This window comes from Micromonospora sp. WMMA1363, assembly GCF_030345795.1.
In the GTDB taxonomy this organism is placed as follows: Bacteria; Actinomycetota; Actinomycetes; order Mycobacteriales; family Micromonosporaceae; genus Micromonospora.
In genome coordinates this window covers 305,402-330,174 of the sequence record NZ_JAUALB010000001.1, presented here as the reverse complement: position 1 = coordinate 330,174, position 24,773 = coordinate 305,402, and the positions used below count along the sequence as shown (strand labels likewise).

18 protein-coding genes and 2 pseudogenes are annotated in these 24,773 nt (G+C 71.3%); 14 read left to right on the top strand and 6 right to left on the bottom strand.

Features of this window, described 5'->3' with window-relative positions; all coding sequences use genetic code 11:
• Positions 1 to 2: 2 nt before the first annotated feature.
• Positions 3 to 1,940, top strand: a complete 1,938-nt coding sequence (locus tag QTQ03_RS01530; protein ID WP_289276360.1) for a fumarate reductase/succinate dehydrogenase flavoprotein subunit — start codon at positions 3 to 5, stop codon at positions 1,938 to 1,940.
• Positions 1,937 to 2,701, top strand: coding sequence for a succinate dehydrogenase/fumarate reductase iron-sulfur subunit (locus QTQ03_RS01525; protein ID WP_289276359.1), 765 nt, complete (start codon positions 1,937 to 1,939; stop codon positions 2,699 to 2,701). Before QTQ03_RS01530 ends, QTQ03_RS01525 begins: the two co-directional genes overlap by 4 nt.
• Positions 2,702 to 2,791: 90 nt before the next feature.
• On the opposite strand, the gene QTQ03_RS01520 is transcribed toward QTQ03_RS01525, so the two are convergent.
• Positions 2,792 to 4,519 carry an NAD-dependent malic enzyme gene (locus QTQ03_RS01520; RefSeq protein WP_289276358.1) on the bottom strand — a complete coding sequence of 576 codons (1,728 nt, stop codon included), beginning with the start codon at positions 4,517 to 4,519 and terminating at the stop codon, positions 2,792 to 2,794.
• A 139-nt stretch (positions 4,520 to 4,658) separates the two neighbouring features.
• Here QTQ03_RS01520 and QTQ03_RS01515 point away from each other — a divergent pair, with 139 nt between their 5' ends.
• Entirely contained in the window at positions 4,659 to 5,795 is a 1,137-nt protein-coding gene (locus QTQ03_RS01515) for an MBL fold metallo-hydrolase (RefSeq protein WP_289276357.1), read from the top strand.
• Positions 5,796 to 5,870: 75 nt separating this feature from the next.
• Here the strand turns inward: QTQ03_RS01515 and QTQ03_RS01510 are convergent, their stop codons facing one another.
• The gene (locus QTQ03_RS01510) at positions 5,871 to 7,382 is read right to left on the bottom strand and encodes a deoxyguanosinetriphosphate triphosphohydrolase family protein (RefSeq protein WP_289276356.1); all 1,512 of its coding nucleotides are present in this window, start codon (positions 7,380 to 7,382) and stop codon (positions 5,871 to 5,873) included.
• Between QTQ03_RS01510 and QTQ03_RS01505 the strand changes: the two are divergent.
• From QTQ03_RS01505 to QTQ03_RS01475, 7 genes and pseudogenes are all read left to right on the top strand, one after another.
• Positions 7,381 to 9,826: pseudogene (locus tag QTQ03_RS01505) on the top strand (Tex family protein). The gene QTQ03_RS01510 and the pseudogene QTQ03_RS01505 overlap by 2 nt on opposite strands.
• A 210-nt stretch (positions 9,827 to 10,036) precedes the next feature.
• Positions 10,037 to 10,498, top strand: a complete 462-nt coding sequence (locus QTQ03_RS01500) for a hypothetical protein (protein WP_289276354.1) — start codon at positions 10,037 to 10,039, stop codon at positions 10,496 to 10,498.
• A gap of 430 nt (positions 10,499 to 10,928) precedes the next feature.
• Positions 10,929 to 11,663: a sugar transferase gene (locus tag QTQ03_RS01495; protein WP_289276353.1), complete on the top strand. Its 735-nt coding sequence runs from the start codon at positions 10,929 to 10,931 to the stop codon at positions 11,661 to 11,663.
• Positions 11,660 to 11,968 (top strand): annotated as a pseudogene (locus QTQ03_RS01490) (aminotransferase class I/II-fold pyridoxal phosphate-dependent enzyme); the annotation flags it as partial. The gene QTQ03_RS01495 and the pseudogene QTQ03_RS01490, both read left to right, overlap by 4 nt.
• A 98-nt stretch (positions 11,969 to 12,066) precedes the next feature.
• Positions 12,067 to 12,807: a DegT/DnrJ/EryC1/StrS family aminotransferase gene (locus tag QTQ03_RS01485; protein ID WP_289280627.1), complete on the top strand. Its 741-nt coding sequence runs from the start codon at positions 12,067 to 12,069 to the stop codon at positions 12,805 to 12,807.
• Positions 12,804 to 13,442 carry an acetyltransferase gene (locus QTQ03_RS01480; RefSeq protein ID WP_289276352.1) on the top strand — a complete coding sequence of 213 codons (639 nt, stop codon included), beginning with the start codon at positions 12,804 to 12,806 and terminating at the stop codon, positions 13,440 to 13,442. The genes QTQ03_RS01485 and QTQ03_RS01480 overlap by 4 nt, the downstream gene beginning before the upstream one ends.
• Positions 13,443 to 13,586: 144 nt before the next feature.
• Entirely contained in the window at positions 13,587 to 15,446 is a 1,860-nt protein-coding gene (locus tag QTQ03_RS01475; protein ID WP_289276351.1) for a nucleoside-diphosphate sugar epimerase/dehydratase, read from the top strand.
• A gap of 60 nt (positions 15,447 to 15,506) precedes the next feature.
• Here the strand turns inward: QTQ03_RS01475 and wecB are convergent, their stop codons facing one another.
• Positions 15,507 to 16,631 carry a non-hydrolyzing UDP-N-acetylglucosamine 2-epimerase gene (gene wecB / locus QTQ03_RS01470; RefSeq protein ID WP_289276350.1) on the bottom strand — a complete coding sequence of 375 codons (1,125 nt, stop codon included), beginning with the start codon at positions 16,629 to 16,631 and terminating at the stop codon, positions 15,507 to 15,509.
• A 233-nt stretch (positions 16,632 to 16,864) separates the two neighbouring features.
• On the opposite strand from wecB, the gene QTQ03_RS01465 reads away from it, so the two are divergent.
• The 4 genes from QTQ03_RS01465 to QTQ03_RS01450 are packed head-to-tail and all read left to right on the top strand — an operon-like array spanning position 16,865 to position 20,134.
• Positions 16,865 to 17,914 (top strand): polysaccharide biosynthesis protein, encoded by a 1,050-nt coding sequence (locus QTQ03_RS01465; RefSeq protein WP_289276349.1) that lies wholly within the window; start codon positions 16,865 to 16,867, stop codon positions 17,912 to 17,914.
• A gap of 32 nt (positions 17,915 to 17,946) precedes the next feature.
• Positions 17,947 to 18,576: a glycosyltransferase gene (locus QTQ03_RS01460; RefSeq protein WP_289276348.1), complete on the top strand. Its 630-nt coding sequence runs from the start codon at positions 17,947 to 17,949 to the stop codon at positions 18,574 to 18,576.
• Positions 18,513 to 19,226 carry a glycosyltransferase family 4 protein gene (locus QTQ03_RS01455; RefSeq protein ID WP_289276347.1) on the top strand — a complete coding sequence of 238 codons (714 nt, stop codon included), beginning with the start codon at positions 18,513 to 18,515 and terminating at the stop codon, positions 19,224 to 19,226. Before QTQ03_RS01460 ends, QTQ03_RS01455 begins: the two co-directional genes overlap by 64 nt.
• Complete coding sequence (locus QTQ03_RS01450) at positions 19,223 to 20,134, top strand: dTDP-4-dehydrorhamnose reductase family protein (RefSeq protein WP_289276346.1); 912 nt, start codon at positions 19,223 to 19,225, stop codon at positions 20,132 to 20,134. The genes QTQ03_RS01455 and QTQ03_RS01450 overlap by 4 nt, the downstream gene beginning before the upstream one ends.
• 84 nt (positions 20,135 to 20,218) lie before the next feature.
• On the opposite strand, the gene QTQ03_RS01445 is transcribed toward QTQ03_RS01450, so the two are convergent.
• The 3 genes from QTQ03_RS01445 to QTQ03_RS01435 form a co-directional block, all read right to left on the bottom strand.
• Positions 20,219 to 21,526: a glycosyltransferase gene (locus QTQ03_RS01445; protein WP_289276345.1), complete on the bottom strand. Its 1,308-nt coding sequence runs from the start codon at positions 21,524 to 21,526 to the stop codon at positions 20,219 to 20,221.
• 177 nt (positions 21,527 to 21,703) lie between these two features.
• Positions 21,704 to 23,047: a lipopolysaccharide biosynthesis protein gene (locus QTQ03_RS01440; RefSeq protein WP_289276344.1), complete on the bottom strand. Its 1,344-nt coding sequence runs from the start codon at positions 23,045 to 23,047 to the stop codon at positions 21,704 to 21,706.
• A gap of 6 nt (positions 23,048 to 23,053) precedes the next feature.
• Positions 23,054 to 24,463 carry an O-antigen polymerase gene (locus QTQ03_RS01435; protein WP_289276343.1) on the bottom strand — a complete coding sequence of 470 codons (1,410 nt, stop codon included), beginning with the start codon at positions 24,461 to 24,463 and terminating at the stop codon, positions 23,054 to 23,056.
• Positions 24,464 to 24,773 lie beyond the last annotated feature (310 nt).

Sequence of the window (24,773 nt, the reverse complement as noted above, 5' to 3'; positions counted from 1 at the left end):
CCATGGATCTCTACACCGAGAGCGACCCGATCGCCGACACCAGGGCTCCCGACGGCCCGGTCGAGACCCGCTGGGAACGCCGCCGGTTCGAGGCCAAGCTGGTCAACCCGGCCAACCGCCGCAAGATGACGGTGATCGTGGTCGGTACCGGCCTGGCCGGCGGCTCGGCCGCGGCGACCCTGGCCGAGCAGGGCTACCGGGTCAAGTCGTACTGCTACCAGGACAGCCCGCGCCGGGCACACTCGATCGCGGCGCAGGGTGGCATCAACGCCGCGAAGAACTACCGCAACGACGGCGACTCGGTGCACCGGCTGTTCTACGACACCGTCAAGGGCGGCGACTTCCGCTCCCGCGAGTCGAACGTGCACCGGCTCGCCGAGGTCTCGGCCAACATCATCGACCAGTGCGTTTCCCAGGGCGTGCCGTTCGCCCGCGAGTACGGCGGCCTGCTGGACACCCGCTCGTTCGGTGGCGCGCAGGTGCAGCGCACCTTCTACGCCCGGGGCCAGACAGGCCAGCAGCTGCTGCTCGGGGCGTACCAGGCGCTGGAGCGGCAGATCGGCCTGGGCACCGTGGAGATGAACGCCCGGCACGAGATGCTGGAGCTGGTCGTCGTCGACGGCAAGGCCCGGGGCATCATCGTCCGGGACCTGGTCACCGGCGAGATCACCACGGAGTTCGCGGACGCGGTCGTGCTCGCCTCCGGCGGCTACGGCAACGTCTTCTACCTCTCCACCAACGCCAAGGGCTGCAACGTGACCGCCACCTGGCGGGCGCACCGCAAGGGCGCGTACTTCGCCAACCCCTGCTACACGCAGATCCACCCGACCTGCATCCCGGTCTCCGGCGACCACCAGTCGAAGCTGACCCTGATGAGCGAGTCGCTACGCAACGACGGCCGGGTGTGGGTGCCGAAGGCCAAGGACGACGACCGCGCTCCCCGGGACATCCCCGAGGAGGAGCGGGACTACTACCTGGAGCGGATCTACCCCTCGTTCGGCAACCTGGTGCCCCGGGACATCGCCTCCCGGGCCGCCAAGAACGTCTGCGACGAGGGACGCGGGGTCGGCCCAACCAAGCTCGGCGTCTACCTCGACTTCGCCGACGCCATCAACCGGCTCGGTCGCGGGGCGATCGAGGCGAAGTACGGCAACCTCTTCGAGATGTACGAGCGGATCACCGGCGAGGACCCGTACGAGTCCCCGATGCGGATCTACCCCGCCGTGCACTACACGATGGGCGGCCTGTGGGTCGACTACGACCTCCAGTCGACCATCCCCGGACTGTTCGTGATCGGCGAGGCGAACTTCTCCGACCACGGCGCGAACCGGCTGGGCGCCTCCGCGCTCATGCAGGGCCTGGCCGACGGCTACTTCGTGCTGCCGAACACCATCGCCAACTACCTGGCGGCCGGCCCGTTCGAGCCGGTCGACCCGAGCCACCCGGCGGCGGTCGAGGCACGGCGCGACGTCGAGGACCGGATCCAGCGGCTGCTCGCGGTCAACGGTGACCGGACGGTGGACTCGTTCCACCGGGAGCTGGGCCAGATCATGTGGGACCACTGCGGCATGGACCGCTCCGAGGCCGGTCTACGTAAGGCGATCGAGGAGATCCGGGCCCTGCGCGAGCAGTTCTGGCGGCGGGTGCGCGTGCCGGGCGACGGTGAGGGGCTGAACCAGTCGCTGGAGAAGGCCGGTCGGGTGGCCGACTTCTTCGAGCTCGCCGAGCTGATGTGCATCGACGCCCTGCACCGCGAGGAGTCCTGCGGCGGCCACTTCCGAGCCGAGCACCAGACCCCGGACGGCGAGGCCCAGCGCGACGACGAGAACTTCGCGTACGTCGCGGCGTGGGAGTTCACCGCCACCGGCGCGCCGTCGGTGCTGCACAAGGAAGACCTGACCTTCGAATACGTCCACCCCACGCAGCGGAGCTACAAGTGAACCTGACCCTGCGCATCTGGCGCCAGAAGGGCCCTCAGGACAAGGGTCGCATGGTGACCTACCAGGTCGACGACGTCTCCCCGGACATGTCGTTCCTGGAGATGCTCGACGTGCTCAACGAGCGGCTGATCCTCGCCGGCGAGGAGCCGGTGGCGTTCGACCACGACTGCCGGGAGGGCATCTGCGGCGCCTGCGGCATGATGATCAACGGCAACGCGCACGGCCCGCAGCGCGGCACCACCGCCTGCCAGTTGCACATGCGGCAGTTCTCCGACGGTGACACCATCGACATCGAGCCGTGGCGGGCCCGGGCCTTCCCGGTCGTCAAGGACCTGGTGGTCAGCCGGAACGCGTTCGACCGGATCATCGCTGCGGGCGGCTTCATCACCGCACCGACCGGCAGCGCCCCGGAGGCGCACTCCGTACCGGTCGCCAAGGCCGACGCGGACGCCGCCTTCGAGGCCGCCGCCTGTATCGGCTGCGGCGCCTGCGTAGCGGCCTGCCCGAACGGCTCCGGCATGCTCTTCACCGCCGCCAAGGTCACCCAGCTCTCGCTGCTGCCGCAGGGCCAGCCGGAGCGGCACACCCGGGTGGTCGGCATGGTGGACGCGCACGACGAGGCCGGCTTCGGCGGCTGCACCAACACCGGCGAGTGCACGGTGGTCTGCCCGAAGGGCATCCCGCTGAACACCATCGGCCGCCTCAACCGCGACTACCTCACCGCCACGACGAGGCACGGCGACACCATCCCCGGTTCGTGACGCCCGGCCCGCCGCGCCGGCACGGCGGGCCGGGCGGCCTGGGGGTGCCTGGACGTCGGCGTCGGATGCTCCATGGGCTCCGGCCGGCTGTCACGGGGCAGCGGCTCTGACCGGCCGGTAGGTGGGCTGCCACATGGCGTCCTGCACCTGCTGGACGGGGTCCGTCAGCGCCACCTGCGCCAGCCCCTCTTCCTCGGCGCGTCTGGCCACGGCGACCGCGACCGCGGCCGACGTGGCGCGCAGGTTCTGCACCGGCGGGAGCAGCGGCGTGCCGCGGTCGCCGACGTCGACCATGCCGGCGACCGCCGTGGCGGCGGCCTCGAAGATCCCGTCGCTGATCCGGCGGGCCCTCGCGACGATCACGCCGAGCCCCAGACCGGGGTACAGCAGCGCGTTGTTGGCCTCTCCGATGGTGTGCAGGACGCCGTCGTAGGTCACCGCGGGTACCGGGATCCCGGACGCGACCAGCGCCCGGCCGTCGGTCCAGCGGACGAGCTGGTCGGGCATGGCCTCGATCCGCTCGGTCGGATTGGACAACGGCAGGATGACCGGCCGTGCCACGTGCGCGGCCATCACCCGGACGATCCTCTCGGTGAAGGCGCCGGGCGCGGTGGAGGTGCCCACCAGTATGGTCGGCCGGACCTGGGCGACAACCTCCTCCAGGCCGATTCCGGCCGGGTCCCGCCGCCAGTTGGCGACCTCCGCCGTCGGTCGGGCGTAGGGGACCTGGAAGTCCCGTAGATCGCGCATGTCATCGGTGAGCAGGCCCTGCTTGTCCACGCACCAGAATCGCCGCGTCGCGACGTCCCGGTCGACTCCGTCGCGGACCATTGCCTCGCGAAGCTGGTCAGCGATCCCGATTCCCGCCGTGCCAGCCCCGAAGATCACCACCCGCTGCTCCCGCATCGGCGTGTCGGTCACCCGCACGGCGTTGAGCACGGTCGCCAGCACGATCGCGCCGGTGCCCTGCATGTCGTCGTTGAAGGAACAGGCGCGGTCACGGTAGCGCTCCAGGATCCGCCGGGCGTTGCTGGGGCCGAAGTCCTCCCAGTGCAGCACCGCGTGGGGAAAGAGCCTGGTCATGGTGGTGACATAGGCGTCGATGAAGTGGTCATAGCGATCTCCTCGGGCCCGGCTGTGCCGGTTGCCCAGATACGCCGGATCGTTCAGCAGCCATTCGTTGTCCGTGCCGACATCGAGCGACACCGGGATCACCCGGGCCGGGTCGATGCCGGCCGCCGCGGTGTAGACGGAGAGCTTGCCCGCGGCGATGGCGCTGCCGCCGGCTCCCCAGTCGCCGATGCCGAGGATCTGCTCGGCATCGGAGGCCACGATCAGGTCGACGTCGTCCGGTCCGAGCCCCAGGTTGTCGACCGCCTGCTCGATCCGCTCCGGCGCGTCGATCGACAGGTGCAACCCGAGTTGCCGACGGTACTGGTGGCTGTACCCCTTGATCGCCAACCCCACGGTCGGGTCGTACACGATCGGGAGCAACTCGGTCAGATGGTCGGCGAGCACGCGGTGGTACAGCACCGCGTTGCGGTCGCTCAGCGATTGCAGGTAGCGGTTCTTGTGCAGGTCGGTCGGCTGCTCGCACAGGTGCCGGTACTCACGGTCGGCCTGACTCTCCAGGCTCGAAACCGCCGCGGGCAGCAGCCCCTCGAGCCCCAGCGCCACCCGCTCGGCGAGCGGGAACGCCGTCCCCTTGTTGAGGAACGGCGTCTGCAAGATCGCGTCACCGCGTGCCGTCGTGACGTAGCCGTCACCGGACCGCCGGAACGCGCGCTCGCGGACCGGCGCGCTCTTCCTACTCGCCATCTGGCGCCCCTCGAGTCGTGGATGACTGGCACCGCGTGTTTCCCTGACCGAGGCGGGGCAAACTGGCGGACATGAGCGGAAGGACCGGCCTTCCCCGGGGGTAACCTGTGCGTCGAAGATCGGCGGAGGGACGGCGGCGGTGGCACCAGCAAGACGTGGGGACCGGTCCCCCGGACGGCGGACGGGCACGGCGGTCGGGCTGGCCGCGCTCGCGGGACTGGCCGGGGCGGTCCGGGACGTGCCGCTGGCCCTTGGCGGCCGGTTGACCAGCACCCGGGCCGAACGCGCCGCGCGCTCGCCACAGTTTCGTGACGGCTCCTTCCACAACCCGGCGAGCAGCCGTTTGCCGACCGGAAACATGGACCGCGACCTCGTCCGCGAGCTGTTCTTCGGCAAGCAGAAGCGCCACCCCACGATGGCGGTGCCGCTCCTACGGCCAGCCGACCCGCCCGCCGTCGACACGGCCCGGGAGCTGAGCATCGTCTGGTACGGCCACGCGTCCGCGCTGATCGAGATCGAGGGGCAGCGCGTGCTGCTCGACCCGGTGTGGAGTCAGCGGTGCTCCCCGTCGGCCCGGGTCGGCCCGAAGCGGCTACACGAGCCGCCGATCCGCCTCGACGAACTACCGCCGCTCGACGCGATCCTGATCTCCCACGACCACTACGACCACCTCGACCTGGCAACCGTACGTGAACTGACTGACCGGCAGAACGTCCCGTTCGTCGTCCCGCTGGGTGTCGGTGCCCACCTGGACCGCTGGGGCGTGCCGGCCGACCGGATCATTGAGCTGGATTGGTCGGAGAGCCACCACCTGGGTGACCTGACACTCACCGCCACGCCGGCACAGCACTTCTCCGGCCGTGGTCTGCGCCGCGACGGGACGCTCTGGAGTTCCTGGGTGATCGCTGGCGCACACCGCAGCGTCTTCTACACCGGCGACTCCGGCTACTTCACCGGGTATGCGGCGATCGGTGCAGGGTACGGGCCGTTCGACGTGACGCTGATGCAGATCGGCGCGTACGACCGGGCCTGGCCGAGCATCCACATGTTCCCGGAGGAGGCCGTCGCCGCCCACCTGGACCTGCGGGGCGGCCTGCTGATCCCGGTGCACTGGGCGACCTTCAACCTCGCCCTGCACGACTGGTCCGAGCCGGTCGACCGGCTCTGGGCCGAGGCGAAGTCCCGGGACGTGCGGCTGGCGGTCCCGCGGCCGGGCGAGCGGGTGGTGGTCGACGAGCCGCCACCGGTGGACGGCTGGTGGCAGGCCATCGCCTGACCCGACTGGTAACAGCTACCCGACGCGCTCCGACCCGCACGGCCTCGTCACGGAAGGGCCGCCGCGTGGGCCACCTCAGAGGACGAAGGCATCGGTCCAGAGCGCGCCGGAGCGGCCGGAGAGCGAGTCGAGCATCGCGACCGCCTGTCCGTCGGTGAGCTGCGCGACAAAGTCGATGATCGCGCGGCCCCGGGCCTGGCCGAGCCGGTCCGGCGTCCGCGGGTGCAGCTCCGCCTCGGCCAGTTCGACCAGGTCATGCAGGCGACGCGGCAGCCGTGACTCCTCCTCCGGATCGAGCAGCCAGTCCAGCAGCGCCTCGACCAGGGTGCCGAGCAGTCGTGCCTGGCCGCGCTGGTGCAGCGCCAGGTCGGGTCGGGCCAGCACGAACCGGTGGTGGACGAACTTGAGTACCTGTACCTCGTGCCACTGTGCCGGGGCGAGCAGCACGTGCCCGGAGCGCACCGACGGCGTCCCCACCACGGTGATCGCGTCGACCAGACGGGTGGTCCAGCGGGCGGAGAACCGGGCCACGTACTGCTCTGCCTCGATGGATCCGTCGAACGGCACGGCGAGCAGGCCGTCCACCAGTTCCTCGCGGACGTGCTCCACGGCGGCGGCGAACGCGTCGTCGGCGGCGATCCACGCGTCCTTGCGGTGCAGCTGGCGGCGTAGTCGCTCGATCGCGGCGCCGGGCCGGCGGGCCGCCGTGGCCAGGGCCGCGTCGGTGATCGCCCGCAGGTGACCGCTCTCCCGCTGCCACGCGGTCAGCTCGGCGGCGACCGTACCCTGCTGGAGCACCCCGACCCGATAGAAGTCCTCCACGTCGTGGATCGCGTATGCGATGTCGTCGGCGGTGTCCATCACGGACGCCTCGACGGTCTGCTGCCAGTCGGCGATCCGCCCGGCGAACGGCTCCCGCGCCTGGCGCAGGTCGTCCACCTCCGTGCGGTACGCCCCGAACTTCGTCGACCCGCTGGCCAGGTCGTCCGGCGGCGGGGCGGCGCCGCGCGGGGCCGGGTCGAGCAACCGCGGGTGCGGGTCGGGATCGTCCAGCCGGGTCCACGGGTACTTGAGCATGGCCGCCCGCACCGCCGCGGTGAGGTCCAGGCCGGTGGTCGCCGCGCCGCGGATCTCGGTGGAGGTGACGATCCGGTACGACTGGGCGTTGCCCTCGAACCCGTCGGCGAGCCCGAGCCGCTGGCGCGCCAGCCGGTCCAGCACCCGCTCCCCGAGGTGCCCGAACGGCGGATGGCCGAGGTCGTGGGCGAGCGCCGCGGCCTCGACCACGTCCGGGTCGCAGCCGCCCAGTTCCGCCAGCAGGTCGCGGTGCCGATCGTCGGCGGTGAGCCGTTCGGCGATCGCCCGGGCCACCTGCGCTACCTTGAGGCTGTGGGTGAGCCGGTTGTGTACCAGCAGCCCCGAGCCACCGGGGCTGACCACCTGGGTCACCCCGTTCAGACGGGCGAAGAAGGGCGAGCCGACGATGCGGTCCCGGTCGGCCCGGAACGGGCTCGCCGCCAGGTCACCCAACGCCCGTGCGCTGCCGCCGAAGAGCCGCCGCGCCCGGGGCTCCGCAGCTGGTTCCATGATCGCCACGCTAGCGCGGCAGAATGCACGACGGAAACCACTCCCGAAGGCGGATCGAGATCGTGACCCTCTCTGTTCATCAGCGGATCGCCGAGGAACTCGGCGTCGCCGAGCGCCAGGTACGCGCGGCCGTGGAGCTGCTCGACGGTGGCGCCACCGTGCCGTTCATCGCCCGCTACCGCAAGGAGGCCACTGGCCTGCTCGACGACACCCAGCTGCGCACGCTCGAGGAGCGGCTGCGCTACCTGCGCGAGCTGGACGAGCGGCGAGCGGCCGTGCTGGAGTCGATTCGCGGCCAGGGCAAGCTCGACGAGGCTCTGGAAGCGCAGGTCATGGCGGCGGACTCGAAGTCCCGCCTGGAGGACATCTACCTGCCGTACAAGCCGAAGCGGCGGACCCGGGCACAGATCGCCCGTGAGGCCGGTCTGGAACCGCTCGCCGACGCGCTGTTCGGCGACCCGACGCGCGACCCGCGCGAGACGGCCGCCGGGTTCGTCGACCCGGACCGAGGGGTCGCCGACGCGGCTGCCGCGCTGGACGGCGCGCGAGCCATCCTCATCGAGCGGTTCGCCGAGGACGCCGACCTGATCGGCACGCTGCGCGAGCAGATGTGGTCGCGGGGCCGGCTCGTGTCCCGGGTACGCGAGGGTCAGGAGACCGCCGGCGCCAAGTTCGCCGACTACTTCGACGTCGCCGAGCCGTACCCGAAGCTGCCGTCGCACCGGATCCTCGCCATGTTCCGGGGCGAGAAGGAAGGTGTGCTCGACCTGGCGATGGACCCGGAGCCGGAGGCTGATCCCGACGCGACAGTCACCGGGCCGACCCGGTACGAGGCGATGGTCGCCGGCCGCTTCGGGATCGCCGACCAGGGCCGCCCGGCCGACCGGTGGCTGGCCGACACGGTCCGCTGGGCCTGGCGCACCCGGATCCTCATCCACCTCGGCGCGGACCTGCGGATGCGACTGTGGCAGACCGCCGAGGAGGAGGCCGTCCGGGTCTTCGCCACCAACCTGCGCGACCTGCTCCTCGCCGCCCCGGCCGGTGCCCGGCCCACCATGGGTCTGGACCCGGGCCTACGCACCGGGGTGAAGGTCGCCGTCGCCGACGCCACCGGCAAGGTGGTCGCCACCGACACCATCTACCCGCACGAGCCGCGCCGGCAGTGGGACGCGTCGGTCGAGACCCTGGCGAGGCTGGCCGCCGCGCACCGGGTGGAGCTGGTGGCGATCGGTAACGGCACCGCGAGCCGGGAGACCGACCGACTCGCCGGTGACCTGATCAAGCGTCATCCGCAGCTGAACCTCACCAAGATCGTCGTCTCCGAGGCCGGCGCCTCCGTCTACTCCGCGTCCGCGTACGCGGCGCAGGAGCTGCCCGGCCTGGACGTGTCGCTGCGCGGCGCGGTCTCCATCGCCCGCCGTCTGCAGGACCCACTTGCCGAGCTGGTCAAGATCGACCCGCGGTCGATCGGTGTCGGGCAGTACCAGCACGACCTGTCCGAGGTGAAGCTCTCCCGGTCGCTCGACGCGGTCGTCGAGGACTGCGTCAACGCCGTCGGTGTCGACGTGAACACCGCCTCCGCGCCATTGCTGACCCGGGTCTCCGGAATCGGCGCCGGGCTGGCGGAGAACATCGTGCTGCACCGGGACGCCAACGGGCCGTTCCACACCCGCGCCGATCTGCGGAAGGTGGCCCGGCTCGGGCCGAAGGCATTCGAGCAGTGCGCGGGCTTCCTGCGCATCCCCGGCGGGGAGGATCCGCTGGACTCGTCCAGCGTGCACCCGGAGGCGTACCCGGTGGTGCGGCGGATCCTCGCCGCCACCGGTCAGGACCTGCAGTCCGTCATCGGGCGGAGCGCGATCCTACGCGGCCTGCGGGCCACCGACTTCGTCGACGACACGTTCGGCCTGCCGACCGTCACCGACATCCTCGCCGAGTTGGAGAAGCCCGGACGGGATCCCCGCCCGGAGTTTCGCACCGCGACGTTCGTCGAGGGCGTGGAGACCATCGCCGACCTGACGCCCGGCATGGTCCTGGAGGGCGTCGTCACCAACGTGGCGGCGTTCGGCGCGTTCGTGGACGTCGGTGTGCACCAGGATGGCCTGGTGCACGTGTCGGCGATGTCGCGCACCTTCGTCCGGGACCCGCGCGAGGTGGTCAAGTCCGGTGACGTGGTGACGGTGAAGGTGCTCGACGTCGACGTGCCCCGCAAGCGAATCTCGCTGACCCTACGGCTGGACGACGACGCCGACGCGGCGCGCCGGGGCGGCGCGGACGGCAGCCACCGCGAACGCGGCGGGCCGGGTGGCCGCGGCGGGCAGCCGCGACAGGAACGGCAGGGACGGCAGCCGCGACAGGAACGGCAGCCGCGACAGGGGCGCGGCGGCGCGGCCCCGGCCAACAGCGCGATGGCGGACGCGCTGCGCCGAGCCGGCCTGGCCTGACCGGCGCGCTGGACGCCACCACAGCCATCGTGACCGTGTCGACCGCATCTCCGCCCGGCTGGTCCCGGGGCCTGGTCGCGGGGTAGGGCCGCGCAGGCGGTCGAGCGATCCGCGCCGGGTACCCTGGCCGGCTTCGCCACCGGCTCGGGTTCGGGCCGCTGCGGGCGAACGGCTCCGGGGCGGGATGGCGTCGGGCGTACCGTCGCTGTCGTGGGTGCGGAGGACGGCCTGGACTGGCGGGAACGACGACGGCACGCGGTGGCCGCGCACGCGGCGGCCGAGGAGCGGCGGCGGGCGGCCGAGCAGGCGGAGGCGGCGGAGCTGGTGGTCCGGTTCGTCGCCGAGGCTCGGCGGCGCGGGCTGCCGACCGAGCGCCTGACCGCGCGCTCGTACGACGGGCGGGCAAGCTACCGGACGCGGCTACGCGGCTGGTACGTGGACCGGGCACGGACCCGGGCGGTCGACGCCGACGGCCGGTTTCACCTGCTGACCGTGCCTGGCGGCCTGCGGGCCCGGCTGTTCGGGGCCGCCCCGCAGCCCAGCCCTGCGCCCCTGGTGGTCGGCGCCGGTGGGCGCGACGGCCAGTCCGTGCCGTTGCGGACGCTGCTGGACCGGCGGCTGACCGAGGGCGCCCCGGGTACCGGCACCGGGTCCGCCGCACCGCCGACCTGAGCCGACCGAAGCGCCCCGGTCGGCCACCTGTTCGACCCCGCCGGGCTGTTCGACCCCGCCGGGCTGTTCAACCCCGCCGGCTGTTCGATTCCGCCGGCCGTTCGACCGCGCCGGGCCCGAACAGGCCCCGCTGATCCCGGCCCGGCCGGGCCCGGCGTACGCGCCGGGACGGACGCCGCGCTCCGGCAAACCACCTCCTCCGTGGGATCGACCTGCGGGGATGCGATCGGCACCCGTGTCCTCTCGTCCAGCCGGGCGGTTGTTCCGACGGGGTGAGTGTGCCTGTTTGCGTCATCCCTCACGCCCATGCCTGATACAACCCCTTTGGGCTGTATGACCGCTTAGCTGGGAGGTTGGAACGGTGCCGGTCCATGCTGTGGTGACACCGGAGAGGCCACCCCGGTCGACACGTCCGGATCGGGGGAAGCGAGTGCTCGACCTCGTCGTGGCGCTTCTCCTGATCGTGCTGCTGGCGCCGGTGATGGTGGCCGTCGCGCTGCTCGTCGCCGCGGGCCTGGGCCGCCCCGCGCTGTTCCGCCAGTGCCGCTCCGGTCGTCACGGCGAGCCGTTCGAGCTGGTCAAGTTCCGGACCATGCGCCCGCCGGACCTCCGCCGCGGCCTGGTCAGCGACGCCGACCGGCTGACACCCCTGGGCCGCTGGTTGCGCTCCACCAGCCTGGACGAGCTGCCCACGCTCTGGAACGTGCTACGCGGCGACATGAGTCTCGTCGGCCCCCGGCCGTTGCTGCCCGAATACCTGCCCCGCTACTCGACGCGGCAGGCCCGTCGGCACGAGGTACGGCCGGGGGTCACCGGTCTCGCCCAGGTCCACGGTCGCAACCAGCTGAGCTGGAAGGAGAAGTTCGACCTGGACGTGGAGTACGTCGATACCCGCACCCTCCGGATGGACGTGTCGATCCTCGCCGCGACGGTTCGTACCGTGCTGCACCGGGAGGGGATCTCGGCTGCCGGTGTCGCCACCGCTCCGGCATTTCTCGGTACGCCACCCGGTCCGATGCCGCCGACTGAAGCGGCGACACAGACCGCACTGGTCGTCGACGGCGTGGCGCTGCCGGTCGACCCCAGCGAGGGACCGCTGCCGCAGACCCGGATCGCCGGGGCGACCACCCCACGTGTGACGGTACGGCAGGGCGGACGGCGATGACGCGCACCGTGCACCTCTCCCCGCCCGACGTCGGGCCGCTGGAGGAGTCGTACCTCGTCGCCGCCCTGCGCTCCGGCTGGGTCGCGCCCGCCGGTCCGGATCTGGAGGCCTTCGAACGCGAGGTCGCCGCCCGCGTCGGCACGGACGGGGCGGTGGCGGTCAGCTCGGGCACCGCGGCGCTGCACCTGGCCCTGCTCGGAGTGGGCGTCGGTCCCGAGGACGTGGTGATCGTCCCCACGCTGACCTTCGTGGCGACCGCGAACGCGGTCCGCTACACGGGCGCCCGCCCGGTCTTCGTGGACTGCGATCCGCGTACCGGCAACGTCGACGTCGCCCTCGTCGGCGAGCTGCTGCACCGGCTGCACGCCGGGGTGACCGGGTGGGCGCGGTGGTCCCGGTGGACATGTTCGGCAGCTGTGTGGACTACACGGCTCTGCTGCCCCTCTGCGCGGACGCCGACGTCCCCGTGGTGGAGGACGCCGCCGAGGCGCTCGGCGCCGCACACCGCGGTCGGGCCGCGGGTTCGTTCGGCCGGGTCGGCGCGCTGTCCTTCAACGGCAACAAGATCATGACCACCTCGGGCGGCGGGATGCTCGTCTCCGACGACCTGGCACTGCTGGACCGGGCCCGGCACCTGGCCGCCCAGGCGCGCGAGCCCACGGTGCACTACGAGCACCGGGAGACCGGTTTCAACTACCGGCTCAGCAACCTGTTGGCCGCACTCGGCCGGGCCCAGCTGGTTCGGCTGGACGGAATGATCAGCCGACGTCGCCAACTACGGGACCGGTACGCGAAACTCTTCGCCCCGGTGCCCGGCGTCGACCTGCTCGGCGCGGACGACCCCACGTCGAACTGCTGGCTCACCGTCATCCGGGTCCACCCGGAGCGCTCCGGCTGGCGGGCAGCAGACCTGGCCGCCCACCTCACCGCCCGGCACATCGAGACGCGTCCGGTGTGGCAGCCGATGCACCGGCAGCCCGCGTACACCGGCTCGGAGAGCCTGCTCAGCGGCGCCGCCGACGACCTGTTCGCCCGGGGGCTGACGCTGCCCAGCGGCAGCGCGCTCACCGAGCGCCAGTTCGGTGCCGTACTCGGTGCGATCGACGAGTTCCTGACCATCCGGACCGGAGCGTCCTCCGCGTGACACCGCTGGTGATCGTGGGCTGTGGCGGCCATGGCCGGGAGGTGCTGACCATCGCCCGCGCGGTGGTCACCGCCGGCGGACCCCGCTGGCACCTGGCCGGGTTCGTCGACGACCGCCCCACCGAGGAGAACCTCAAGCGGGCGCACCGTCTGGACGTGCCGTATCTGGGAGGGCTCGCCTGGCTGCGCGACGCACCGCCGGACACCCACCACGTCGTCGGGATCGGGGACCCACGGGTGCGCCGCGCGGTCGCCGAGCGGGTCGAGCCGTACCGTACGCCCGCCGCGAGCCTGATCCACCCGGACGCCACGGTCGACCCGGACACCCGGTACGGACCAGGATTCGTTGCGTTCCCGGGCTCCCGGGTCACCACCAACGTCACGCTGGGTCGGCACGTTCACCTCAACCAGAATGCCACCGTCGGCCACGACTGCGTGCTCGCCGACTTCGTCTCGGTCAACCCGCTGGCCGCGGTCTCCGGCGACTGCCACCTGGCGGAGGGCGTGCTGGTGGGCACCACGGCGGCGGTGTTGCAGGGTCGCCGAATCGGGCGGGACAGCACCGTCGGGGCAGGCGCCTGCGTGGTGCGCGACGTGCCGGACGGCGTGGTGGTCAAGGGGGTCCCCGCACGCTGACCGGTCCCCGCCGGCGGCCTGCGCGGCTGAACGGAGCGCGTCTGACGGCAGAACGTCCGAACGTCGCGCTCGACGCTGTAACAACGACAAATGTCGCACTCCTTCTACCCCTCGGGTGGAAGCGGTCGGAAACGGGAGTCAGATATGCCGCTGGACACCGGAACCGCTGAACGCGTCGCCCAGAGATCCCGCCGGGCCCGGGCTCGCCGCCGCGCCCTGGGATTCCTCGCGACCGACACCGCCGCCTGGATCGGCGGCTTCGTCGCCGCCGTCTGGGCGCGGTACGAGTTCCACCCGCCTCCGGGTCAGCTGGGCCGGGCGGCCACCGCCGGTGGCATCGCCGCGCTGATGTACGTGGTCGTGGCCGCGGTCCGCCGGCTCCACTCGGGCCGGCACCCGCTCGGGACTCTCCAGGAGGTGCAGGGGCTGGCCGGCACCGCCACCACCACGTCGGGCGTCCTGCTGGTCGCCCTGCTGCCCTCGCCCGACCGGCCGGTCCCGGTCAGCACCCCGCTGGTCGGTGGCGCGCTGGCCCTGCTGTTCATGCTCGCGGCCCGGTTCGCCTACCGGCACCGTCGCGACCTCGCGATGCGTCCCGACGTCCGCTCCTCGACGCCGGTGCTGCTGTTCGGCCTCGGCGACGCCGGCCAGGGCCTGCTGCGGGCGATGCTCGGCGACCCCCGTAGCCGGTACCTGCCGGTCGGCGCGCTCGACGACGATCCCGACAAGCGCAACCTGCGCGTCGGCGGAGTGCGCGTGCTCGGCAGCCGGCGGGACATTGCCGAGGCGGTCCGCCGTACCGGCGCCACCACGCTGATCTTCTCGGTCGCCAACGCCGACGCCAAGCTGATCCGGCAGATCCGTGAGGCCACCCTGCGGACCGGCGCCGCGTTCAAGATACTGCCACCGGTCCGGGACCTGGTCGATCACCGGATCACCGTGACCGACGTGCGGGACGTGCAGATCAGCGACCTGCTCGGCCGCCGCCAGGTGGTCGGCGAGCTACCGCTGAGCGGCAACGGCCTGACCGGCCGGCGGGTGCTGGTCACCGGCGCGGGCGGGTCCATCGGGTCGGAGCTGTGCCGGCAGGTCATGAAGGCCGACCCGGGCGAGCTGATGATGCTCGACCGTGACGAGTCGGCCCTGCACGCCCTCCAGATGTCACTGAACGGGCGGGCCCTGCTCGACGGGCCCGAGCTGATCCTCGCCGACCTCCGCGACGACGAGCGCATCCGGCGGATCGTCCGGGAGCGCCGACCGGACGTCATCTTCCACGCCGCGGCCCTGAAGCACCTCACGCTCCTGCAGCGCCATCCGGGCGAGGCCGTGCTGACGAATGTGTGGGGCACTCTCAGCGTGCTGGACGCGTGCCGGGACGTCGCCAAGTTCGTCAACATCTCCACCGACAAGGCCGCTGCCCCGGTCAGCGTCCTCGGCTACTCGAAGCGGATCACCGAGCGGCTCACCGCGCACGCCGCGCACCGCTTCCCCGGCACCTTCCTCAGCGTCCGGTTCGGCAACGTCCTGAGCAGCCGCGGCTCGGTGGTCACCGCGTTCCAGCGGCAGATCGAGGCCGGTCGCCCGCTGACCGTCACGCACCCCGAGGTCACCCGCTATCTGATGACCGTCCAGGAGGCGGTGCACCTGGTGCTCCAGGCCGCTGAGATCGGCCGGGACGGGGAGGCGCTGGTGCTCGACATGGGTGAGCCGGTACGCATCGCCGACCTGGCCCGCCAACTGGCCGAGCAGGCGGCCAGCACAGTGCCGGTCGTCTACACCGGACTACGGCCCGGTGAGAAGCTGCACGAGGACCTGTTCGGCGCCGGCGAGGTGGACGACCGCCCGCTGCATCCACTGATCTCCCACGTCACGGTGCCGGTACTGGATCCACTGGAGGTCAGTGGTCTGGACCCGTACGCCGATCCGGACAAGATCGTGGCCCAGCTCGCGCAGCTGTGCGCCCCGTCGGTGCGACCCGTGGTCCAGGTGCCACTCTCCCGGTGACGTCAGCACGGAGCGGGCCGGCGACCTCCGTGGGTCGCCGGCCCGCTCCGGTCACCGGAATCAGCGGCGGACGCCTGCCCAGTCGTGATGTCGCCGCACGGTGGACAGGATGAAGTCGAGCACCCGCCGGGAGGTGTCCGGGACCCGGTAGTCGGCCGGGCACGGCACCCCGTGGGCAGCGACCTGGTCGACGGTTACCTGGACCGCCTCCACCACACCCTGCGGGTCGAGGCCGGTCATGACGATGCCGCCCGCGTCCAACGCCTCCGGCCGCTCGATCGACTCGCGTAGCGTCACGGCGGCGAAGCCCAGGATCGCCGCCTCCTCGCTGATCGTGCCGCTGTCCGAGAGCGTGCAGTATGCCCGTGTCTGAAGGTGCACGTAGTCGAGCAGGCCGAACGGTTCGTGGAAGGCGATGCCGTCGAGCACCGTAGTGTTCGGAGCCAGCGCCTCCAGCCGCTTACGGGTCCGCGGGTGCGTCGAGACGAGCACTGGGAACCCCCAGCGATCGCGGACCGCCTGCAGGCAGTCCAGCAGCCGCGCAAGCCGGTCCGGGCGGTCCACGTTCTCCTCCCGGTGCGCACTGACCAGGAAGTAGTGGCCGGGCCTGAGTTCCAGCTGACGGAGGACAGTCGAGGCGGCGATGCCCGCCCGGTAGTGTTCCAGCACCTCGCGCATCGGCGAGCCGGTGTGCAGGATCCGCCGCGGGTGCAGCCCCTCGGCCAGCAGGTTGCGCCGGGCGTGCTCGGTGTAGACCAGGTTGAAGTCGGCGACGTGGTCGACCAGCCGACGATTCGTCTCCTCCGGGACGTTGAGGTCGAAGCAGCGGTTACCCGCCTCCATGTGGTAGACGGGCACCCGCATCCGCCGGGCCATCAGCGCCGCGATGCAGCTGTTGGTGTCGCCGAGGACGAGCAGGGCGTCCGGCCGAAGCTCGGCGATCGCGTTCTCCACTCCCACCAGCACGCCACCCAGCACCCGGCCGAGGGACGAGGTATCGACGCGGAGGAACCGGTCTGGCTCGCGGATCCGCAGCTGCGTGAAGAAGATGTCGGACAGCGAGCTGTCCCAGTTCTGTCCTGTGTGAACCAACACGTGGTCCACCGCCTCGTCCAGCCGGGCGATCACCCGGGAGAGCCGGATGATCTCCGGCCGGGTGCCCACCACCGTCATCACGCGGGTCATGAGGGTGTGCCTTCCGTCGAGCCGACTCCGCTTCCGCCGGCAACTGTCGATCGTTGAACCAAACGACCTCGGGTACACGCTGGTCGTGGCCACCCCAAAGCGACAACCTTCCGGTTTTACGAGGTTAGTTCTCTTTGACTCTTTTATTGCTGTTGCTTCGTTCTTTGGCAGTAGTGTCCTTTACAACGCGACCGCGACTCCCGTGACCGGTACGGGGGATTACTGGAGGAGATGTGACGTCCTCGCTATCGGGCCGACGCTTCATGATCACCGGCGGGACCGGCTCGTTCGGCCAGACGATGGTTTCCCGCCTGCTCGACGCCGGAGCCGCCGAGGTACGCGTCCTCAGCCGGGACGAGTCCAAACAGGACACGATGCGCCACCGGCTGCGGGACGATCGGGTCCGGTACTACGTCGGTGACGTCCGCGACCACGACAGCACCGTGAAGGCGTGCCGCGGCGTCGAATACGTGTTCCACGCCGCCGCGCTCAAACAGGTACCCTCGTGCGAGTTCTTTCCCCTCGAGGCGGTCCGGACCAACGTGCTGGGCAGCGCCAACGTGGTGGACGCCTGCGAGCGCAACGGTGTCGAGGCCCTGGTGCTACTCAGCACCGACAAGGCGGTCTACCCGGTGAACGCGATGGGGATGACCAAGGCCCTGATGGAAAAGGTCGCCCAGGCGCACGCTCGCAACAACCCGGGTGCCCGGACCCGGGTCTGCTGCGTCCGCTACGGCAACGTCATGTACTCCCGGGGATCCGTCATCCCGCTGTTCATCGAACAGATCGGTCACGGAGTGCCGCTCACCGTGACCGAGCCGACCATGACCCGCTTCCTGATGTCCCTGGAGCAGTCGGTCGAACTGGTCGAGCACGCCTTCCATCACGGCCAGCCGGGCGACGTGTTCATCCGCAAGGCGGACGCCTGCACGATCGGGGACCTGGCCACGGCGCTGTGCAACCTGTTCGGGGTGCCGGCGAAGTTCGACGTGTTGGGGATCCGACACGGCGAGAAGCTCTACGAGACCCTGGCCAGCCGGGAGGACCTGGCCCGGGCCGAGGACCTCGGCGACTTCCTGCGGGTACCCGTCGACAGCCGTGACCTGAACTACGCCCTCTACTTCGAGGAGGGGGACACCAACCGCGACCACCGGGTCGACTACCACTCGCACAACGCCCGGCGCCTGGACGTCGCCGAGGTCATGGAGTTGCTGCGGACCCTGCCCGAGGTGCGCGCGCACCTCGACGGGTTTGCCGCGCCGACCGTCGCCACGCCCGCGTGAGCGCCGTGGCGCGTCCGGGCCGCCGGGCACCCGTGAGCGGCCGACGGGTGGCACTGGTCAGCCAGTGGTTCCCCCCGGAGCCCACCGGAATACCCCTGGGCATCGCCCGTTGCCTGCGGGGATACGGCTTCGACGTGGACGTGTTGACGGGGGTGCCCAACTACCCGACCGGCATCGTCCACCCCGGCTACCGGGCGCACCGCAGGTACGTGGAGAGTCAGGACGGCCTCCGGGTGTTGCGGTCCCCGTTGTACCCGAGCCACGATCGTTCAGCGCTCCGCCGCGCCGCCAACTACCTGACCTGGGCCGCCTCGTCCACCGCTCTCGGCCGCCCGCTGCTGCGCGCCGCCGACGTGGCACTGGTCTACGGCTCCCCCGTCACCGCCGCCACCGCGGCGATGGCCGCACGAATCCGCTGGGGCACCCCGTACGTGCTCATGGCGATGGATTTGTGGCCCGACTCGGTCTTCGCCACGGGCTTCCTCACCGGCCGGCCGGGCCGTCGCCTCGCCCAGGGGACCCTGGGACGGTTCACCGACCAGGCGTACCGGTGGGCCGACCACGTCACCGTCCCCTCCCCGGGCTGCGGGAGACGCTGGTGGCGCGGGGGGTACCCGCGGAAAAGGTGTCGGTGGTCTACAACTGGGCCGACGAGAAGATGATGCAGCCGACCGAGCCGGACCCGGTGTTCCGCGCGCGGCTCGGCCTCAGCCGGGACGACTTCGTCGTCATGTACGCCGGCAACCTCGGCGTCGCGCAGCGACTGGACGTCGCCGTCGAGGCCATGGAGCACCTGCGGGACCTGCCGGACGTGCATCTGGTGCTGGTCGGCGACGGAGTCCAGCGGCCCTTGCTGCGGGAGCGGGCGCTCACTCGACGGCTGCCGACCGTGCACTTCGTCGACCAGATCGGCCCGGACCGCATCGCGGCCGCCATGGCGGCGGCGGACCTCCAACTGGTCTGTCTGGCCGACGAACCGCTGTTCCACATCACCCTGCCGGGCAAGGTCCAGGCGATCCTCGCCTGCGGCCGACCCGCCCTCGTCTGCGCACCCGGCGACGCGGCCCGGATCGTGACGAGCGCCGGGGCCGGCCTCGCCGCTCCGCCGGGCGATCCCGCCGGCCTGGCGGCGGTCGTCCGGCGGGCACGGGCGACGCCGGCGGACGGACTGCGGACCATGGGCGACGCCGGCCGGCACCACTACCTGCTGCACATGAGCGAGGCGATCAACGCACAGGTTCTCGCCGACCTGCTGGCCAGGGCCGGACGGCGACCTGGCGCGCCCACCCGCCGAGACAAGGAGACAGGATGATCCGCGTTCTCGTCCTCGGTGCCACCGGGATGCTGGGCCACACCCTGATCCGGGAGCTCGCCCGCGACCTCGCGGTCGACGTCCGCGGGGCGGCGCGGGTACCGAATGTGGCCACACTCTTCCCGGCCGACCTGGCCGGCCGGATAACCACCGGCGTGGACGCGCTGGACGCGGACGGGATCCGGCGTCTGCTGCACCGCGTCCGGCCGGACGCGGTGGTCAACTGCGTGGGGGTCGTCAAGCAGCGCCCGGAGGTCCAGGACGCCGTCCAGACGGTGTCGCTGAACGCCCTGTTCCCCCACGTGCTCCTCCGCGAATGCGACCAGGTCGGTGCCCGTCTGATCCAGGTCAGCACGGACTGTGTGTTCTCCGGTGACCGCGGCAACTACCAGGAGACCGACCCGGCCGACCCAACGGACCTGTACGGTCGGTCGAAGTTGCTGGGCGAGGCCACCTACGGCGGAGCGCTGACGCTCAGGACGTCCATCATCGGTCACGAACTCACGTCGAACCGGTCCCTGGTCGACTGGTTCCTCACGCAGTCGGCGGTGGTGCGGGGCTACACCAAGGCGATCTACAGCGGGGTGACGACGGTCGAGATCGCCTGGCTGCTGCGCACCGTGGTACTGCCGCGCACGGACCTCGCCGGCCTGTACCACGTGGCGGCGAGCCCGATACCAAAGTTCGACCTGCTCCGCCTCATCGCGGCGGAGTACGCCTGGACCGGCGAGATCGTTCCGTTCGACGGCTTCGTCTGCGACCGGTCGCTGTCGGCCGACGCTCTTGCCGCGGCCACCGGCTACCGCCCGCCGGGCTGGCCGGAGATGATCGCCCGGCTACGCGAGGCGCGCCTCCGCTGGCAGCTGGGTACACCAGCGGCCACGGGGGGGTACCGCGGGTCGTCCTGAGCCCGCTCGCCCGACCGCCCCCCACGGTCTGTGCCTGTCGCCCGTGTCGTGCGGACACGCACGGGCGACAGGGCGACAGACCACTCAGCGGACGGGTCGGCGACGTGACCGGTGCGCGGCGGCGGCGTCGGAGAGGATCTCGAGAAACGCCTCGAGCTGGTCATCCCGGTAGAGACCGTCCAGAGCGGACGCCGGAAGGTCCGGGATCCGGCCGACACGGTCCTTCTCCGCGAGCCACCTCCGCAACTGATCCGCGATCTCACGCGGGTCGTCGAGGACGGCACCCGCGTCACGGGATCGGATGATGTCCGCCACGATCCCGTTCGGATGGCCGATCATCAGGATCGGACGCCGGGCACGCAGGTAGTCGAAGAACTTCCCGGGAACGGTTCCGGCGTCCCGTGGATCGTTCCACATCACCAACACCAGCACGTCGGCCTCGACCTGGACGCGCCAGGACTTCTCGGCCGACACCTCGCCCAGGTTCGTCACCGACTCGGCGACACCGGCGCGTTCCGTGGCCGCCCGGGCCACCCCGTTGTCCTCCCCGGCGAAGACCACGGTGACGCGACGGGCCTCCGGACCAAGCAGCGAGACAGCGTCCAGCAACGGCGAGGGGTCCCGCTTGCCCGGGTTCAACCGGCCGGTGTGCGCCAACGTCAGCGTCGAGGATCCGGGTCCCGCCGGCCAGGTGGGGCCCGGCACGTCGACAGTCGGCATCGGCTGCCGGTCGATGCCGTTCATCACGGTCTTGGTGTCGATGCCGAACGTGGTGCGCATGATCTCGGCCAGCGGCTCGGAGATCGTGACGCAACAGGCCGCCGAGCGGAGCAGGCGACGTTCCAAGCCGTGGTCGATGCCGCGGCGCCACCACGAACGCCCGTATGGCCAGTAGTCGTTGCCGACCGTCCACAGGTCCCGGTAGTCGGCGACCCACGGCACGTCCAAGCGGCGGGCCACCCTCGCCGCCACCAGATATGCCGACGCGGGCGGACCGGTCACCACGATGACGTCCGGACGCCAGCCGTCCCGGGTCCGCATGAACTGCCGGACAGCGGGCACGACCCAGTTGACGCAGGCATCCGGGATCAAGATCTCTCGCCCGATCGTCCCGAGCGTGGTGAGCAGATGACGCCGGCCCACCCGTGACTGCGCCTCCGCCCGACGCACCGACGAGACGAGTTGGGCCGTTCGGGGCACCGGAGCGATCCGGAAGATCCCGCCCTCCGGGATCCCGGCGCCCAGCGCGTCTGGAGCCGCCGACGTCGCGGTCAGCACCCGCACGTCCCACTGGCGCTCGACGGCGAATCGAGCCAACTCGCCGGGCCGCCGGGCACCGACCGATTCCGAAGGCGGGAAGACGTAGGCAATGATCAGCAGTCGGGGTCGCATGACGGACTCGTTCCTCGTTGGACGGGGACGACGCGAAGGCCTCGGGTGGGCGGCTGATTTCGCCACACCGACCAGCGCGCCCAGGTCGTCGCTATTGATGAAACGACCCATGCTGCGAGGCAGTTATGGGCGTCCGCCGGCCGGCGGGGCCCGCCGGAGAACATCGGCCGGTGGTGCTCACGCCTGTCGCGCCAACTCACGTGACTCGGCGACACCGGCCGATCGCGCCGCACGGCCGGCACCGACGACTGTCCGAAGTGCCAAGAGCCAGGATGCGCCGTAGGTGACCGCGGCCGAGAGCCCGAACGCCCACACCGCGGTCAACGCCGAGCCACCGGTGAGCACGGTGAGACCGACCGCACCCGTGACAACCAGGACTCGGCCCACGTCCCACGTCAGCTGTAGTCCCTGCCGGCCGAAGACGATCAGCGTCTGCGACAGCGGGGACGCGACGAAGTGCGCCGCCGTACCGATGGCGAGCGCCTGAGCGTACGCCCCGCTGCCGGCCCACCCGTCGCCGAAGAGAAGCCGGAAGAGCGCGGGGGCGCCCACCACGACGGCAACCGCACCCGGCAGCGCGATGAGGGCGAGCCGCCGGCTCGCCCCGAAGAAGATCAGCCGGGCTTGCTCGGGCGTTTCCCGTGCCGCCCGGGAGAGCTCACCGAGGTAGACCTGGGCCACGGCGACGCCGAGCAGCGCGGCGGGCGCCGCGAGGACCCGCTGGGTCAGGCCGAGCCATCCCGCCGCTGTGCTGCCGTACCAGTACGCGATCAGCAGCACCGGCAGCTGGAGTCCCAACACGTTGATCAGTCCCGACGGTGCCAGGACGAGCGGGAAACGGCGGTAGCGCCGTGCGGTCCGCCACAGCTCCCGAGGGCGCCACGCCGCCCTCGCCTGCGCCCCACGAAGGTGGGCGTTGGGCAGCAGCATGAGCGCCCCAGCCGCCTGACCGACGCCGAGTCCCAGGGCCAATCCGCCGGAGCGGAATCCGGCAACACCCGCGAGGAGCTGCGTGAGCAGCATCGAAACGGACTGGAGGAGGTTCCGCCGGCCGATCGAGCCGTACCGGCGGTGCCGTACCGCCAACTGGTTGAGCACCAGGAGGCAGCCCATCGCCGCCGACGCCAACGGAACCAACCACAGCCAGGTACGCAGGGCGGGCTGACCGAAGGCGACGGCGACGGCGCCGCCGGCTAAGGCCACCACGACCGTGCCCCCGACTGCCGTCAGCAGGGCACAGGTGAGCCCGAGGGCGACCAGCCCGTAGGCGTGCCGGTCCTCTTCGGGGAGCGGAACGGCGAGCTCGAAGCGGAATGCCGCGACCGTCCCCAGGGTCGCCACCAGTGTGGCGATCACCGTGAATACACCGAAGTCTGCCGGACCGTACAGGCGCGCCAGGGCCGGGGCCGCGGCCAGCAGGAGCAGCTGACCACCGACCGTTCCCGAGGCGATGCTCAGCACCCCCCGCCGGCCGACGGTCAGCCGGGATCGCAGCGCCGCCCGCAGCCGCATCCTCCGCATCGGCGGCTATCGGCCGGCGGTCAACGGCACACCGTGTCCCACTGATCTTGCTGGCGACGGACGATGTCTACCGACCAGTCGATTCGGCTGTGCCGCCGGGCCGACCGCACGGGTCGACGCGGGTTGGACGTGGAACGGCACCGCCGTGTCCGTCTGCCTGATCCGGCCGCCCCAGTACCAGAGCGCGAAATAGGCCACCAGCCCGGTGTTCAGCAGGGTATCCGGGCCGCCGGCGACCCAGGTCCCGAGGACGACCGTCATGCCGGCGTAGCCGATCAGTTCGAGGGAGTTGTAGCTGCGGCGGCGCAGCCCGTGGAAGGACATGGCCTGGAGGATGAAGGCGAGAACCGCGGCCACGACGAACACCCCGACCGTACCGAAGTTGTGGTGGACCGAGCCCCACAGCGACGGCGGAGCGGTGCCCGCCGCCGAACCGTAGAGGGTCGCGAACACCTCGTTGGCCAGGGTGCTCCCCCGGTCGCCCGGGAGTACACCGGACAACGATCGGAGCCACTCACCGCCGTTGCGAACCGGCAGCTGGGACGTGTAGTTGAACGCGGCCACCCCGGTGAGTTGGTTGTCCTCCAGGAAGCGCCGGTACAGCTCCGACCCCGTCGCGGCGAGGGCGTTCTCGGCACCGGCGCTGCGACCCAGCACCTGCGTCGCCAGGACCACCACCGGCGTTCCGAGCAAAGGCACCAACAGCACCCATCGGGACATCGCGCGGCCGGCGGCGAGGAACGAGTAGACGACCAGGGTCAGCAGGAAGAGAAAGAACGCGCCGCGTTGGCCGGTGCCGACGAGCCCCAGCACCGCCAGGCCCAGCGGAAGCAGGGCGAAGAGGCGCCCCAACGGGCCGGGGCGGCTGAAGAACCAGAGGGCGAGAACGACGGCGAGGGAGGGCAGCAGGATGTTGCGGAACTGGTTGGCGTACCCGGGATAGACGTAGTTCTCCCCCGCGTACGACTCCAGCCGCAGCGTCCGCACATCCTCGGGTTGGCCGTTGATCAGGCCGTTGAGGCCGACCACGAAGGCGCTGTGGCCGACGGCGACGAAGTACGTGACCGTGGCGAGGATCGACACCACGGCCACCGAAACGACGGTCGGGGTGGGCCGGATCAGTCGGACGGTGTACGGCGTGCGGTCGCCCACCCGCCGGGGCGCCGACCGCCGGCCGGTACGCAGGCACAGGAAGGTGAGCAGACTGACCACCAGGTACGTCGCCACCGCACCGACCACCAGTTGGCCGTAGAACGACTCGGTGGACGAGCCCGGGTCGACGAGGTGGAGCGTCCCGAACGCCATCAGCAGCTGGAAGACGACGAAGAGCCCGTCCGGTGTGAGCACCCCGTAGGTGCGGACCGCGACGCCGTAGTGCAGGACGGCGAGCAGGAGCAGCGGAACGAAGAGCCACATCATTGGTTGCTGAGTCCGATCGTCGTCGGTCCGTCCACCGTGCTCGCGCCTGCGGTGCGGCCGCCCGCACCGCGGCGCACAACACGGTCAACGACAGGTCACCTGGCAGGTCACGCATCGAGAAAATGCCGTGAAAGCACTTTTACCAGCAGCAATCTCAGCATATCGGCAATATGCCGCAATTGATCTCAGATCACCCTCATTCACGTTCGGCGCACTCTGCCGGGACCCCGGCGCACCAAGCCCACATCCCCCGTTCAGGCAGCAATCGACGCCGTCCATTGATTGACATGCATTCCAATCATTCGAC